Below are 13,379 nucleotides of genomic sequence, written 5' to 3' on the forward strand. Positions count from 1 at the left end.
GAGGGAGTCCACGGTTTCACCCAGACGCGCCACGATCACATCGGCCGTCATGATGTCCTGAACCTGCATATCAAGCGCCAAAGCGCCCTTTTGCGCCAGCGCCCCTATGATGTCGCGTTCGGAGACGATGCCGGCGACACGCCCCAGACGGTCGGCGACCACAAACGCCCCGACCTTGCGCGTATGCAGAAGGGCGGATACCGCGGCCACTGTATCTTCGGGGGATACGGTGAAGACCTGATGGCCTTTGGCGTTCAAAAGCTGATTGATCAGCATAGGCTCTCTCCCTTTGTAGCCGGACCTCCCGGTGTCCGGAGCAGGAGAGCAGGGTTATGCGAAGACGTTAAGAGGGCAAGGCCTTAATTTGACCCCGATGTCAATTTTGCGTGAGGCGTCTCTTTACGGGAAATTTAGCGGAATGATTTCTAGTGGAATCATTCCGCTCAAGCCGCCATTGAGGCAGCGGCCAAGGTGGCGGAGCCCGCACCCGGCGAGGGGCTAAACAAAAATCTGGATCATTATGTTTCTACCAGAAATCATAATGATCTAGAGGCTGAAGAAACGCGGCCGGAACAGGCGCATCCACACCCCTATGGTCAGAAGGCCAATCGCGTAACCGATCAGATGCACTTCCCAGGCAATCGTGCCCGCCGCGGGAATGATGCTGATAAAGGCCGACAGGATATTGATAGCGGTCCACGCAATCGTCATCCCCATCACTCCGCGGTCAGTAAAAGGCAGCATATAGCCGGGGCCGATGCGGATGGCCGCCCCCATCAGGCCTGAAATGGCACCGGACGCGCCGATCAGGAGCACGTTACGGTCCGGGAAGATCGCGCAATAGACCACCCCGGCCAGAACGCCGCAGAACAGGTAGTATATATAGAAGAGTGCGGCACCACCGATACGTGTGCCAAAAACACGCGCCACGCCGCTGGCGAAGGCCAGCCCCAGGGCGGCATTCATACCGGCGTGTATCCAGCTCCCGTGCAGAAACAAGGTGGTAAACAGGGCGTAGAAGGTGTCGTACTTCCACAAAAGGCGCGGATTGAGGCCCAGCATATAGACCAGATCGCCGTTTGTATCGAATTGAGATTGCAGGGCGAACAGTGCCAAAATGAGCCCGCTGAGGACTACGGCCGGCCAGGGTGCCGTGAAAAACGGCTCTTTTGTCGTCTCATTCATACGCAACCCTTATGCGGCTACAGCGTCCATCGGCCGGTCGAGCCGCGAATATAGGGCCGCAAAGCGCTTTGCGAAGCCCTTAATCCCTGATTTTGAAACCCTTTAGCGATTTTTAAGACAAAATATACCCAATTTTTAAGGTTCGCGGTCACAGTGGCATCCGATTTGCTTTTCGCCTCTCAAGTGAAGGCGTAAGCCTGACAGGAGCCCAACATGGCGTTTTACAAGATAGCCGCAGCCACCGCAGGCCTCGTCGTCCTCACCGGGGCCCCGGCCCTGGCGCAGACCATGAGCACGACCTCGACCGGTTTTGAGACCGGCTATGGCCGTACCCGCGGTCAGGAAGAGCGTGCCATCGACCCTTCGACGCGCGATGCCAATGGCAACCGTGTGCTGCTGGATGGCGTTATCGTCACCGGCAGCGACCAGAGTATCTATTCCAAGTCGATGACCTATGGCGCGGGCGACAGCTACTCCGGCGCCGGTGCCGTGGGTGGGGCCACCGCCATCGGTAACAATCTCTCGGTTGTCGTCAACGGCAACTACAACACCGTCATCGTCAATTCGACCCAGACCAACAACGGCAACGTCACGGCCACCAATGGCAATCAAACCGCCACCGGTGCCACTGGCACGGACATTACAGGAAATCTCAATGGCTTCTGATACGAAGAAATCGTCGCGCCGCGTGCGTCGTGGCCTCAGCCTGATCGCTCTGGCGGCGGGCGCCATGACCTTATCGGCCTGTGTGTCGCCGGTCGCCGGTCCGTCGGGCGTCTATGCCAAGCCGATCGGCAATGCCCCGGTGACGGCCAACCCGACCGCCTATTCGGACGCTCTGGTCTGCCTCGGCTCCTATGCCCGCAAGCATAGCCTCGCTTCGCCGCGCATGGCGGTGGGCCGCATCTCGGACTACACCGGCAAGGTGGAATACGAAGGGGGCCGCAAGATTACGCAGGGCGCTTCGCTGATGGCGATGACCGCTCTGGCCAAGTCCGGCGCGCGTCAGGTCGAGCGTTTCGACACGTCGGTGTCGGAACTGGAGCTGAAGTACACCAACAACAAGCTGATCACCGATAATGAGGTCGCCAACCCGACCGAAGCCGGCGAATACCGCCGTATCATGGCGGGTCAGATCGCCGGTTCCGACTTCCACATCGTCGGCGGCATCACCGAGTTGAACTACAATATCCGCTCGTCTGGTATCGACGCCTATGTCGGCGACGCTGACGCCCGCGACACCAAGGGCATCGTCAATGGCCGCCTCTATGTGATGAATGTCGCCCTGGACCTGCGTCTGGTCGATACCCGCACGCTGGAAGTGGTGGATGTCATTTCTTACCAGAAGCAGATCATCGGCCGCGAAATCAAGGCCGGCGTGTTCGACTTCTTCAACGGCAACATCTTCGACGTTTCGGCGGGCGAAGGCGGGCTTGAGCCCATGCAACTGGCGGTGCGTGCCCTGATTGAACGCGCCACGCTGGAATTCATGGCCAATCTCTACGGGGTGCAAGGCCCCGAAATCTGCCTGAACCCCAAGGACGACTTCCTCAACGACGCCACGCTGGGCAAGACCGGCGGCTACACCCCGGCCTATAACAATCTGGAGACCAACAATGCGGGTACGCGCGAAGATCCTAGCCGTTGGCACAATACTCGCAACCGCAACTCTGGCGACGGCCGCTACTAGTCAGACGACGACCCCGGCTTCGGGCGGGCTCGACATCACCAATGATCAGGTTCAGACCGGCGACATCTTCTCCGGTCAGACCCTGAACGTGGTAGAAAACTACGACCTTCTGAAGGTCGAGACGTCGGGCCACGGCAATGCGGTGACGGTCGGCAATGAACAGGTTGATGCCAAGCTGACGTCGGTTCAGGTGCTTCAGGGCAATGTCACGGCCACGGCTACGGTCAATGGCACGGCGGCTCCGGAAGACTACCGCAAGTCGCTGGGTACGCCGCTCTATATGACGACGCAGGCCGTCGGCAATTACGGCGCGGGGACGACCACGGACGGCAAGCTGGTGGCCAATACCCAGCAGTATGTCGATGCGGTCAATGTCCACGCCGACACGCAGGTCAATTCACCCAACAACTCTATCTATGAGTCGGGTGAGATCAATACGGTCGCGGTTACCAACCATCAGGCCTATCAGGTGACCAACGGCCGTCTGGAATCGACCGCCCATCAGCAGTCTGATGCCGAAGCCCGCGCCCGCACCGGCGTGGTGCTGCACTATTCGCCGTCACCGAACCTGTACACCGCCTCGGCGATGAACAACTACTACGCTTCGAATTCAACGGATCGCGGCTCGCAGGAACATACGGTCACGCAGGATTCGAGCGGACGCACGGAATCCTACGTCTCGGCCAATGCGGGCAATGCCTGGCACATGGCCACGCAGTCGGACGCCGCCGCCAACACGGTGACGCTCTATAATACGGGCGGTTCGCTGGTCACCGACACGCGCCAGGCCAATGGCGGTCAGGTGCAGTCGATGAGCGTGCTGAGCGGGTATGAATATGGTGAGATGCACTCCACCGCGACCGGCGTGGGCAACAGCCTGACCGCGGGTAACGGCGACAAGTACGTCAACATCAATACCGAGCAGTTCAACGACGGCCCGATCGACGTGCAGGCCAGCTTTGAAGGCCATACGGGTTACGACGCCTATGTCACCGCCGAAGCGACGGGCAACTCGGCCTATGCCTATGCCTGCGCCGAATGCGAAGCGGACATGACGGTGCGCAACTCTCAGGTCAACAACGCCAATGTGACGGCTTCGACGACAACGAATATTACCGGTTCAGGCCGGGCCATCGTTTCGACCAGCCGCGCCATCGGCAATACGGCGACCTATTACGTGTCGGGGAATGGTAAGAACTAGGTCGTTACCCACATTACGGTTTCGTAACTTTATTCAGCCGCAAAACTTTGAAAAGGTCGCCCCCACATTTACCTATGAGGGCGACCTTTTCATGTCGATACGTAGCCAGTTCCTGACCGCCGCAGCGGTTGCCGCCCTGTCCACCGGGCTTTTGTCGGCGACGGCGCTGACGCCCGCGGCCTATGCCCAGACGGCGCCTAAGGCTCCGGCGGTCCTGCCGGGCGGCGTCGAATTCGCACAGACCCATTCGGACATCACACCGGACCCTCAGGCGCGTTTCGGCCGCCTGCCCAACGGCCTGACCTACATCATCTATCCCAACAAGACGCCGCCGGGCGTGGTTGCCCTGCGCATGCGCTTCGGCACCGGCTCGCTGATGGAGTCTGAGCAGCAGCTTGGCCTCGCCCACTTTCTTGAGCACATGGCGTTTAACGGCTCGAAGAATGTGCCCGAAGGCGATATGGTCAAGATCCTTGAGCGTCACGGCCTGAAGTTCGGCCCCGACACCAATGCCTACACCTCGTTCGATGAGACGGTCTATATGCTGGACCTGCCCAAGAACGACGAAGAGATCATCGACACCGGCCTGTTCCTGTTCCGCGAGACAGCGGGCAATCTGACGCTGGACCCCAAGGCCATCGACCGTGAGCGCGGCGTGGTGCTGGGCGAAGAACGCGCGCGCAATTCGCCGGGTTATCGCGCCTATGTCGAATGGGCCAAGGCCGCCTTCCCCGGTCAGCTTTATGGCCACCGCCTGCCCATCGGTTCGACCAAGGTCATTGCCGAGGCCCCGGCTCAGGCCTTTATCGACTATTATAACGACTTCTACCGCCCGGAACTGACCACGGTAGTGGTGGCCGGTGATGTCGATGCCGACACAATTGAAGCCAAGATCAAGGCGAAATTCTCGGACCTGACACCGCGTTCCAAGCGCCCGCTGGATAAGCTGAGCTTCGGCACCTATACGCCGCAAAAGGCCTCGGCCTATACCTATGTCGAGCCGGGCCTCAGCAAATCCATGCAGGTGACGTGGTTCAAGCCGTTCGACGATTCGTGGGAAACGCGGGCCAAGGACTTCGACGACACGCTCGATAACCTGACCCTGTCCATCCTCAACCAGCGCCTTGAGCGTCAGGCCAAGTCCCCGGAAAGCGCCTTTGCCGCCGCCGGGGCCGGCGACGACACGGTCGCCAAGACCGCCGAAACCCTCAGCCTCAGCATCACGCCCAAGCCCGGCAAGGAAAAGGACGCCTTTGAGCAGGCCTTTACCATGGTGCGTCAGTTCGAAACCTATGGCGTGACCGAAGACGAGGTGACCCGCGAGCTGGCCGACATGGCCGCCAGTCTGGAGGCGCAGGCCAAGGGCGAAAAGACGCGCAATACCGGTGCCATCGTCAATGCGCTGGTCGGTTCGGTGGCGGACAAGGAGGTGATGACGGCTCCCAGCCAGAACCTCGCCTTCTTCAACAGCATTAAGGGCCGCCTCACCGCTGCGGCGGTCAGTGCCCGCGCCAAGACGCTGTTCGCCGGTGACGGCCCGCTTCTGACGCATATGGCGTCCGATCTGGGCGGCTTCGACAAGCCGGCCATGCTGGCGTCGTATGAGGCCATCAAGGCCAAAACCGTTGAAAAACCGGCGGTCGCGGTCAAGAAGGCGTGGCCTTACGAAACCTTTGGCAAGGCCCCGGCCTCTGTCGTCAAGGAAGTGCTGCTGACCGATATCGGTGTCACCGAACTGGCCTATGCTAACGGCGTAAAGGTCAATATCAAGCCGACGACCTTCAAGGACAACGAAATTCTGGTCAATGTCCGCTTCAACGGCGGCCTGACCACCATCGGTCAGGACAAGGCCCTGCCGCTTCAGGCGGCCAACTGGGTCGGCGTCTTCGATGGCGGTCTGGGCAAGCTCGATTCCGAAGAGATCAAGGAGACGCTGGCCGGACGCATCTATGGGGCCAATTTTGGCATCGGCGAAGAGGCGGCGGTCCTGTCCGGCAACACAACGCCGAGCGATTTCGCGCTTCAGATGCAGGTGCTGACGGCCTTCGTCACCGACACCGCCTATCGTCCGCAGGCGCTGGATCGTCTGAAATCCTTCCTGCCCAACTATTACCAGACCCTGTCTTCGACGCCCAACAGCGTCTTCTCGACCAAGGCCCCGCGCCTGCTGCGCAATGGCGACACCCGCTTCGGCCTGCCGGAAAAGGACGCCGCTCTGGCGGTGAAGAACGACGATGCCAAGGCGCTGGTCACCGGCATCCTGACCACCGCGCCCATCGAAATCACCATCGTCGGTGACATCACGGTCGAAGAGGCCAAAAAGGTTCTGGACACCACCTTCGCCACCCTGCCCAAGCGCGCGGAAACCATCGCCCCGGTCAAGGGCGCGGATACGCTCAGCTTCCCCACGACCAACCTGCATCAGGTCCTGACCCACACCGGCCGCGCCGATCAGAACCTCAGCTACGTCGCCTGGCCGACCACGGACTTCTTCGCCGATACGAAGCAGGCCCGCGCCACCGAAATGCTGGCCGAAGTCATGACGCTGCGCCTGATCGACGAAATCCGCGAAAAGCAGGGGGCGTCCTACGGCTCATCGGCGGGCAGCGTAATGTCCAATACCTTCAAGGGTTATGGCTATCTGGCGGCGCAGGCCACCGTGAAGCCCGAAGTCGATCAGACCTTCTACGACTCGCTGCTGGCCATTGCCGAAGACCTGAAGGCCAAGCCGGTGGAAGCCGACGAACTGCTGCGCGCCCGCAAGCCGGTGCTGGATCGTTACGACGTTCAGGTCAAGACGAACGGCTACTGGATCGGCGTCCTGCCCGGCATTCAGGCTGATCCGCGTGATCTGACGGCCATTCGCACGCGCAAGGCTGAGGTCGAGGCGGTGACGCCGGCCGACATTCAGGCCATGGCGAAGAAGTGGCTGATCAAGGAGAAGCTGCTGCGCATTCAGGTCAAGCCGGCGGACAAACCCGCCGCCGCCCCGGCGCAGTAAAACAAAACCCCTCCGGCCCAAACCGGAGGGGTTTTCAATGTTATGCCTCCCCGCACGTCGTGCAGGGAGGTGTAAGACTTATGCGCTCAGGCACCACGCAAGCACGGCCTTCTGGGCGTGGATGCGGTTTTCCGCCTCGTCCCAGACCTGCGATTGCGGACCGTCGATAACGCCGTCCGTCACCTCTTCGCCGCGATGCGCGGGCAGGCAGTGCAGGAACAGGGCGTCCGGCTTGGCCAGCGTCATCAGCGCCTCATTGACCTGATAGGGCTCAAAGGCTTCAAGGCGTTCCTCGTGATCGAGGTCGCCCATCGACACCCAGGTATCGGCCATCACCACATCGGCGCCACGCACGGCGGCCTCGGGGTCCTGCGTCACCGTCACGCGGGCGCGCGATTCCGCCGCAAACACCATGTCGGCGTTAGACGGCTTGTACTTGGCCGGGCAGGCGATATTCAGCGTGAAGTCAAAACGCGCCGCCGCATGGATGAAGGAGGCGCAGACATTGTTGCCGTCACCGACCCAGGCCAGAGTCTTGCCCTTGATGTCACCGCGATGTTCCTCGATCGTCTGAAGATCGGCGAGGATCTGACAGGGGTGGCTCTTGTTGGTCAGACCGTTGATCACCGGCACGCTGGCGGCGCGCGCCAGACGTTCGACATCCTCATGGCGGTTGGCGCGGATCATGATGGCATCGACCATGCGCGACAGGACCTTGGCCGTGTCTTCGATGGTCTCGCCGCGACCGAGCTGCATGTCGGTCGCCGTCGAGATGATGGCATCGCCGCCCAGTTGGCGGATGGCCGCATCAAACGAGAAGCGAGTACGCGTCGAGTTCTTTTCAAAGATCATGGCCAGCACGCGGTCCTGCGCCGGGGCATCGGCATCGACGCGCCCCTTGGGCCAACCCAGACGCGCCTTTTTACGCGCATGGGCGTCATCGAGGATGGCGCGCAGGTCAGCGGCACTCAGGTCGGAAATGTCCAGAAAATGCTTCACCATTACGCGGTCTCCTCAACCAGCAGGGTGTCGCGTGCCGCCTGACAAGTCTGTTCGAACAGGGCCAGCGCCTCACGCGCCTCCTCAATGGTCAGGTTGAGCGGCGGCAGCAGACGGATGCAGTTGTCCGACCCGCCGGCGATCAGCAGGCCGTTGTCGCGCGCCAGGGCCATTACGTCACGGTTGGACGGCTTGACCTTGATCCCGACCAGCAGGCCCTTGCCGCGGATTTCGTCAATGACGTCCGGGAAGGCGGCCTTGAGGCCCTGAAGCTGCTGACGCAGGAAGCCCGACACCTGATTGACGTGATCGAGCATCTCCGGGCTCGACAGCTCGCCATAGGCGACCAGACCGACCGCCATGGCCAGCGGATTGCCGCCGAAGGTCGAGCCGTGGCTGCCGAAGACCATGCCGGACGCCGCCTCCTTGGTGGCCAGACAGGCCCCGATGGGGAAGCCGCCGCCCAGCGCCTTGGCCGTCATCATGACGTCTGGCTCCACGCCCGACCACTGGTGCGCCCACAGCTTGCCCGAACGGCCCATGCCGCACTGGATTTCGTCAAACATCAACAGAAGGCCGTATTGATCGCACAGATCACGTAAGCCGCGCAGGCATTGTTCCGGCACCTGACGGGTGCCGCCTTCGCCCTGCACCGGCTCGACCAGAATGGCCGCTGCCGTGGGGGCGGCCGCAGCGGTTTTCAGGGCCTCATGGTCGCCAAACGACAGATGCACATAGCCCGGCAGCTTCGGCCCGAACCCGGCCAGATAGGCGTCATTGCCCCCGGCATTGACCGCGCCATAGGAGCGGCCGTGGAAGGCCCCGGTAAAGGTGATGATGTCGATGCGCTCAGGCTGCCCCTTGGCGTCGTGATACTTGCGTGCCAGCTTCAGCGCGCATTCAACGGCCTCAGTGCCCGAATTGGTGAAGAAGACCTGATCGGCAAACGAGTCTTCGCACAGCCGCGCCGCCAGCGTCTGCTGATCCGGAATGCGGAAGATATTGGACACGTGCCACAGCTTTTCGGACTGGGTTTTCACCGCATCGATCAGCTTGGGGTGGCAGTGGCCGAGGCCATTGGTCGCCACGCCCTGCACCAGATCAATGAACACGCGCCCGTCACGGGCGTAAAGTCGCACGCCTTCGCCGCGTTCAACCTCCATAGCGGCGCGGTTATAAACGCCGAACAGGTGATCTTCGGGGGCAGTCTCAGGCGTGGTGTTCATCTTCGTGAATCCCTTAAAAAAGAAGCATCCCCAAAGTCACACGGGACCAAGGGGATTCCAAATTCTAAGCTTTAAGGGGCTTAGGCGCGCCTTGTGTATAAAAACGGCCTCAATGTCAATAAAAACCCCTGCACGATCACGCACAGGGGTTACGATCAAAGCGGCTTACTTCGCCGACTGATAATCGTACAGTTCGACCTTGATGCCTTCTTTTTTCAGCAGGGCCTGCACGCTGTCCGGACCGGCGAGGTGCCCGGCACCGACGACGATCATCTGCGTGCCAGAACCGGCCAGCACGTCCTTGATCGGCTGCACCCAGTTGCGGTTGCGGGTGACCATGACGGCTTCGTACATCTTCGGCGTCTTGGTCTTCATCTCGTCGATCATCAGGACTTCCATCCCCTTGATATCGCCGGTCTGCCACGCCGTCAGCAGCTTGGTGAACTGCGCCTTGACGTTGGCGTCTTCCTTGACCGTATCGAGCAGCGCCTTCGACTCTTCACCAAACACATCCTGAGAGAGGAGCTTCATCTGGTCTTCCATTGTCTCCAGCCCCTTAACGGGCAGGTTCTTGGCGCGCGCCGCCGCCAGAAGCGTCTTGTCCACACCGATGTTCGGATCAAAGCCTTCGGTCTGCATCTGCTTCAGGACCAGCATCAGGCTGGCCAGCCACGGCTTCAGCATGACCAACTGGTCGATATTGAGACCATATTTGGCGTAGGTGTCGCGGATCAGCTTCTGTTCTTCGGCCGTGTAGGGCTTCAAAAGGCTGCCCGTCGGGTCGATCCCGTACTTTTGTACCAGCGCGCCCATCGCCGCCTGATCATCGGCATTGGGCACTTCGAGATAAAGCGTATCGGCGCTGTTGAACACCTTGTCGAGGGCGGGCGTCTTCCATTGGGTGTCCGCTTTCAGAATATGGAAGGAGCCATACAGATAGATGGTGGAGTCCGCGTCGGTGATGACCCACATTTTCGGGGCGGGCGCGGCCTCTTTGGCCTCCGCGGCCCCCAGCGGCAGCAGGGCGGCGACAGCGACAAAGCCGGTCAGAAGCGCACGGCGGGTGTGTTTCAGATTGATCATGGGATACCCCCTCTTGAGTGTGAAAAAAAGACTATAGGTTAAGGTTGAAAGATGTCTTCGATTTTCAGTCCGAAGACGTCGGCGATTTTGAAAGCCAGCGGCAGGGAGGGATCGTACTTCTCCGTTTCGATGGCATTCACGGTCTGGCGTGACACATCCAGCTTCTGGGCCAGATCGGCCTGAGACAGGTTCAGTTCCGCACGCAGGACTTTGAGACGGTTTTTCATGGGTTTATCTGGGGTTTACCGGTGCCGCAGCCACCAGATGAGCCAGGCGATACCATAGCCTATGATCGCGGGGGCAAGAGAGGTAATCATGCCCAAGGCTACCAGATGGCCTTCGTAATCCATGAAGCGCACATAGGGCATCATCAGGGCATCACCACCGGCCAGAGCCGCCACAAAGGCAAAGACCGATATCAGCAGCCCGGAGGACCCACCCCAATACCACGCCCATTTGTGGGCCTCTCTTTGGGCCTCATCTATGGTCAGCCACCAGAATACGCTGACGGCCATGGCGGCGATCAGCACAAAACCCACGACCACATAGGCCACGGTGGGATTGTTGCGCATCAGCCCCGTACCCGAAGAAATATCATAACCCATAATGCCGCCCAGTATCAGGCTCATGAGCACGAAGGCTCCCATCATCCATCCGGCGGTTGCACGCAGATTTTTCACTTTCATCTCTCCGTTAAAGACAAGCAACCTTTACACCGGGGCAATTGATGATGTCAAGTACCCTTGTCAAAAAGATTGCGAAACTTGTCATGTCCTACCCTTGCACGGCACCAGCGCCCCGCGAAACGTTTGTGACGTTTTAGGTGCGTTGAAAAAAGTAACTGTCCTGAGATAGGGAATATTTACCCTTCCCTGTTAGGAATTCCCTGTAAAACAAGGGGCCACCGCAGGCCCGTTCCGGAACCCGTATGATTACCTGTGACCTGATTGCCCCGCGCGACCTTAGCGAAACCGACATGGCCGCGTGGCGCGACATGGCGCGCCAGACCTTTGCCTTCGGCTCGCCCGTCCTGTCGTGGGACTTCTGCGCCACCGTGGCGCAGGTGCGCGATGACGTAAGGGTGGCGGTTTTTCGTCGTGCCGGAAAGACCCTCGCCTTTTTGCCGCACCACCGCCGTCCGGGGCAGTTTGCGCGCCCCGTCGGCGCGCCGTTCAACGACTATACCGCCCTGATCAGCTTTCCGGACACGGCCTTCCCCGCGCGGGAAGCGCTGGCTCTGGCCGGGATTCGCGCCTTTCAGGTGTCGGGCCTGATCGACCCCTACGGGGCCTTTGACGGTTTTGAGGGCGAACCCGAAGACGCCTACGGCATCGACCTGACTCACGACGAGACGGTCAATAATGTCGAAAAGAAGCACCTGAAAAACATCAACCGCCTGCGACGTCGCCTCGAAGAAGAACACGGCGAGGTGCGGTTTGAACTGCCGGATTTCACGCCCGAACATTTCGACGCCATGCTGGCCATCAAACGCGCCCAGACGGCGCAGACCGGCATCCACGACTTCCTGTCGGCACCGTGGGTGCAGGCCCTGATGCGCCACCTGTTCGTGCGCCCGGCCGACACTCAGACGCAGCTTTATGGCCACCTGACCACCGTCACGGCGGGCGGCAAGCCGATCATCTGGCATTTTGGCCCGCGTCTGGGCGACCGCGTCCATCCGTGGGTCTCGGCCTTTGATCCGGCCTACAGCGCCTATTCCCCCGGTCAGATCTTCCTGCAAGGCTGCCAGACGCCGCTGCGTGAACTGGGGGTCAATTACTACGACCTCTCAACCGGGCAGCAGCATTATAAGAACGCCTTCTGCAACACCCATTCGGTGGTGCAGCATGGCCGCCTGTTTGCCGCCTCCGGTCAGGGTCGCACCTCTGAGACCCTGTCGCGCCTGATCGACAGCGGCGGCAAGGCGCTGGGCGTGTCGCACCTGACGCGGCGTCTGGGGCGTCGCCTCGACCATCTGGCCAGTCTGGAACTGGACCTCGGCGGGCGCGTCAACGGCACGATCTACGCCTTCGCCAATGCCCGCAAGCGGTTGAGCCAGTAAGATGTCGGTCAGCGTGATCATCCCCACCTTCCGCCGCCCGGACGGCTTAAAGACCGCGCTGAACTCGGTCTTTGCGCAGACGGGCGTTGAGAGGGCCGTGAACATCATCGTCTGCGACAATTCCCCGGAAGGGTCAGCGCGCGCTGAGGTCGAGCGCCTGACGCCCGGTGCGGGGCAAACCCTGACCTATTTGCACGAGCCCAATCCCGGCGTTGCCAATGCCCGCAATACGGCGGTAAAGGCCGCGCGTGACCCCTTTATCCTCTTCCTCGATGACGACGAAGAGGCTCCGTCCGACTGGGTGGCGAAGATGCTGAGCGTGCAACAGGCCTTTGACGCCGATGTGGTGTTTGGCCCGGTCACGGCGCGGCTCAAAACCGCCGATCCGAAATTCCGCCCCTATTTCGAAGCCTTCTTCTCGCGCTTCGGACCGGCCCACAGCGGCCCCATCCCCGACTATTACGGCTGCGGCAATTCGCTGATCCGCCGCGCCCTGCTGAGCGGGGAGCAGCCCTTCGACACCAACCGCAACAACTGCGGCGGTGAGGATGACAAGCTGTTCTATGCGCTGAAACAGGAGGGCGCGCGCATGGTGTGGGCGGCCGATGCCTTTGTGTGGGAAGACGTGCCCGAAAGCCGTGCCACGCTGCGTTACACCCTGCCGCGCGCCTTTGCCTATGGTCAGGGGCCTTCGACCTCGGCCATGGCCGGTACACCGAAAAAGCCGCTGACCTGCGCCTACTGGATGCTCAACGGGCTGGTGCAGGCGGTGCTGTTCGGCGGGGCCGGGCTGGCGCTTTATGCGGCAGGCTCAAAGGCCGCCGCGCGTATCCTCGACAAGGCCGCCCGAGGCCTTGGCAAACTCATCTGGTTTCACAAGATCGGCTTTTACGGCACGGCCCTGCTGCGCCCCAATCCCGCCGGAAGATAGA

General features: G+C 61.0%; 13 protein-coding genes (1 of these 13 cut by a window edge). 6 read left to right on the plus strand and 7 right to left on the minus strand.

Features of this window, described 5'->3' with window-relative positions:
• Both EM6_RS07410 and EM6_RS07415 read right to left on the minus strand, forming a co-directional pair.
• On the minus strand, positions 1-276 hold the 5' portion of the coding sequence (locus EM6_RS07410; RefSeq protein WP_126421515.1) for a CBS domain-containing protein. The gene continues 156 nt to the left of window position 1, outside the view; 276 of the gene's 432 nt are visible here — the first part of the coding sequence; the start codon lies at positions 274-276; its stop codon lies off the left edge, out of view.
• Positions 277-546: 270 nt separating this feature from the next.
• Entirely contained in the window at positions 547-1,116 is a 570-nt protein-coding gene (locus EM6_RS07415; RefSeq protein ID WP_172961159.1) for a rhomboid family intramembrane serine protease, read from the minus strand.
• Between the two features lie 282 nt (positions 1,117-1,398).
• Between EM6_RS07415 and hfaA the strand changes: the two genes are divergently transcribed.
• The 4 genes from hfaA (at position 1,399) to EM6_RS07435 (ending at position 7,077) form a co-directional block, all read left to right on the plus strand.
• Positions 1,399-1,851 (plus strand): holdfast anchoring protein HfaA, encoded by a 453-nt coding sequence (gene hfaA, locus EM6_RS07420; protein ID WP_126421519.1) that lies wholly within the window; start codon positions 1,399-1,401, stop codon positions 1,849-1,851.
• Positions 1,841-2,875, plus strand: coding sequence for a holdfast anchoring protein HfaB (gene hfaB / locus EM6_RS07425; RefSeq protein ID WP_013478052.1), 1,035 nt, complete (start codon positions 1,841-1,843; stop codon positions 2,873-2,875). The genes hfaA and hfaB overlap by 11 nt, the downstream gene beginning before the upstream one ends.
• Positions 2,802-4,076 (plus strand): holdfast anchor protein HfaD, encoded by a 1,275-nt coding sequence (hfaD, locus tag EM6_RS07430; protein WP_153187962.1) that lies wholly within the window; start codon positions 2,802-2,804, stop codon positions 4,074-4,076. Before hfaB ends, hfaD begins: the two co-directional genes overlap by 74 nt.
• A 91-nt stretch (positions 4,077-4,167) precedes the next feature.
• Positions 4,168-7,077: a M16 family metallopeptidase gene (locus EM6_RS07435; protein ID WP_126421521.1), complete on the plus strand. Its 2,910-nt coding sequence runs from the start codon at positions 4,168-4,170 to the stop codon at positions 7,075-7,077.
• A 78-nt stretch (positions 7,078-7,155) separates the two neighbouring features.
• Here the strand turns inward: EM6_RS07435 and argF are convergent, their stop codons facing one another.
• From argF to EM6_RS07460, 5 genes are all read right to left on the minus strand, one after another.
• Positions 7,156-8,079, minus strand: a complete 924-nt coding sequence (argF, locus tag EM6_RS07440; protein ID WP_126421523.1) for an ornithine carbamoyltransferase — start codon at positions 8,077-8,079, stop codon at positions 7,156-7,158.
• Complete coding sequence (locus EM6_RS07445) at positions 8,079-9,302, minus strand: aspartate aminotransferase family protein (protein WP_126421525.1); 1,224 nt, start codon at positions 9,300-9,302, stop codon at positions 8,079-8,081. Before EM6_RS07445 ends, argF begins: the two co-directional genes overlap by 1 nt.
• Before the next feature lie 165 nt (positions 9,303-9,467).
• Positions 9,468-10,385 carry a TraB/GumN family protein gene (locus tag EM6_RS07450; RefSeq protein WP_126421527.1) on the minus strand — a complete coding sequence of 306 codons (918 nt, stop codon included), beginning with the start codon at positions 10,383-10,385 and terminating at the stop codon, positions 9,468-9,470.
• A 38-nt stretch (positions 10,386-10,423) separates the two neighbouring features.
• Complete coding sequence (locus EM6_RS07455) at positions 10,424-10,612, minus strand: helix-turn-helix transcriptional regulator (protein WP_126421529.1); 189 nt, start codon at positions 10,610-10,612, stop codon at positions 10,424-10,426.
• A gap of 15 nt (positions 10,613-10,627) precedes the next feature.
• Positions 10,628-11,065 (minus strand): hypothetical protein, encoded by a 438-nt coding sequence (locus tag EM6_RS07460; RefSeq protein ID WP_145987681.1) that lies wholly within the window; start codon positions 11,063-11,065, stop codon positions 10,628-10,630.
• A gap of 248 nt (positions 11,066-11,313) precedes the next feature.
• Here EM6_RS07460 and EM6_RS07465 point away from each other — a divergent pair, with 248 nt between their 5' ends.
• A complete protein-coding gene (locus tag EM6_RS07465) occupies positions 11,314-12,447 on the plus strand; it encodes a GNAT family N-acetyltransferase (RefSeq protein ID WP_126421533.1) in 1,134 nt (377 codons plus the stop codon).
• Between the two features lies 1 nt (position 12,448).
• On the plus strand, positions 12,449-13,378 hold the full coding sequence (locus EM6_RS07470) for a glycosyltransferase family 2 protein (protein ID WP_126421535.1): 930 nt from the start codon (positions 12,449-12,451) through the stop codon (positions 13,376-13,378).
• Position 13,379: the final 1 nt, after the last annotated feature.

The sequence above is a fragment of the Asticcacaulis excentricus genome (assembly GCF_003966695.1).
In the GTDB taxonomy this organism is placed as follows: Bacteria; Pseudomonadota; Alphaproteobacteria; order Caulobacterales; family Caulobacteraceae; genus Asticcacaulis; species Asticcacaulis excentricus_A.

Coding starts and splice junctions, on each gene's coding strand:
- EM6_RS07450 (WP_126421527.1), bottom strand. CDS start 10,385: ATGATCAATCTGAAACACACCCGCCGTGCGCTTCTGACCGGCTTTGTC.
- hfaA (WP_126421519.1), top strand. CDS start 1,399: ATGGCGTTTTACAAGATAGCCGCAGCCACCGCAGGCCTCGTCGTCCTC.
- argF (WP_126421523.1), bottom strand. CDS start 8,079: ATGGTGAAGCATTTTCTGGACATTTCCGACCTGAGTGCCGCTGACCTG.
- EM6_RS07465 (WP_126421533.1), top strand. CDS start 11,314: ATGATTACCTGTGACCTGATTGCCCCGCGCGACCTTAGCGAAACCGAC.
- EM6_RS07435 (WP_126421521.1), top strand. CDS start 4,168: ATGTCGATACGTAGCCAGTTCCTGACCGCCGCAGCGGTTGCCGCCCTG.
- hfaB (WP_013478052.1), top strand. CDS start 1,841: ATGGCTTCTGATACGAAGAAATCGTCGCGCCGCGTGCGTCGTGGCCTC.
- EM6_RS07470 (WP_126421535.1), top strand. CDS start 12,449: ATGTCGGTCAGCGTGATCATCCCCACCTTCCGCCGCCCGGACGGCTTA.
- hfaD (WP_153187962.1), top strand. CDS start 2,802: ATGCGGGTACGCGCGAAGATCCTAGCCGTTGGCACAATACTCGCAACC.
- EM6_RS07455 (WP_126421529.1), bottom strand. CDS start 10,612: ATGAAAAACCGTCTCAAAGTCCTGCGTGCGGAACTGAACCTGTCTCAG.
- EM6_RS07445 (WP_126421525.1), bottom strand. CDS start 9,302: ATGAACACCACGCCTGAGACTGCCCCCGAAGATCACCTGTTCGGCGTT.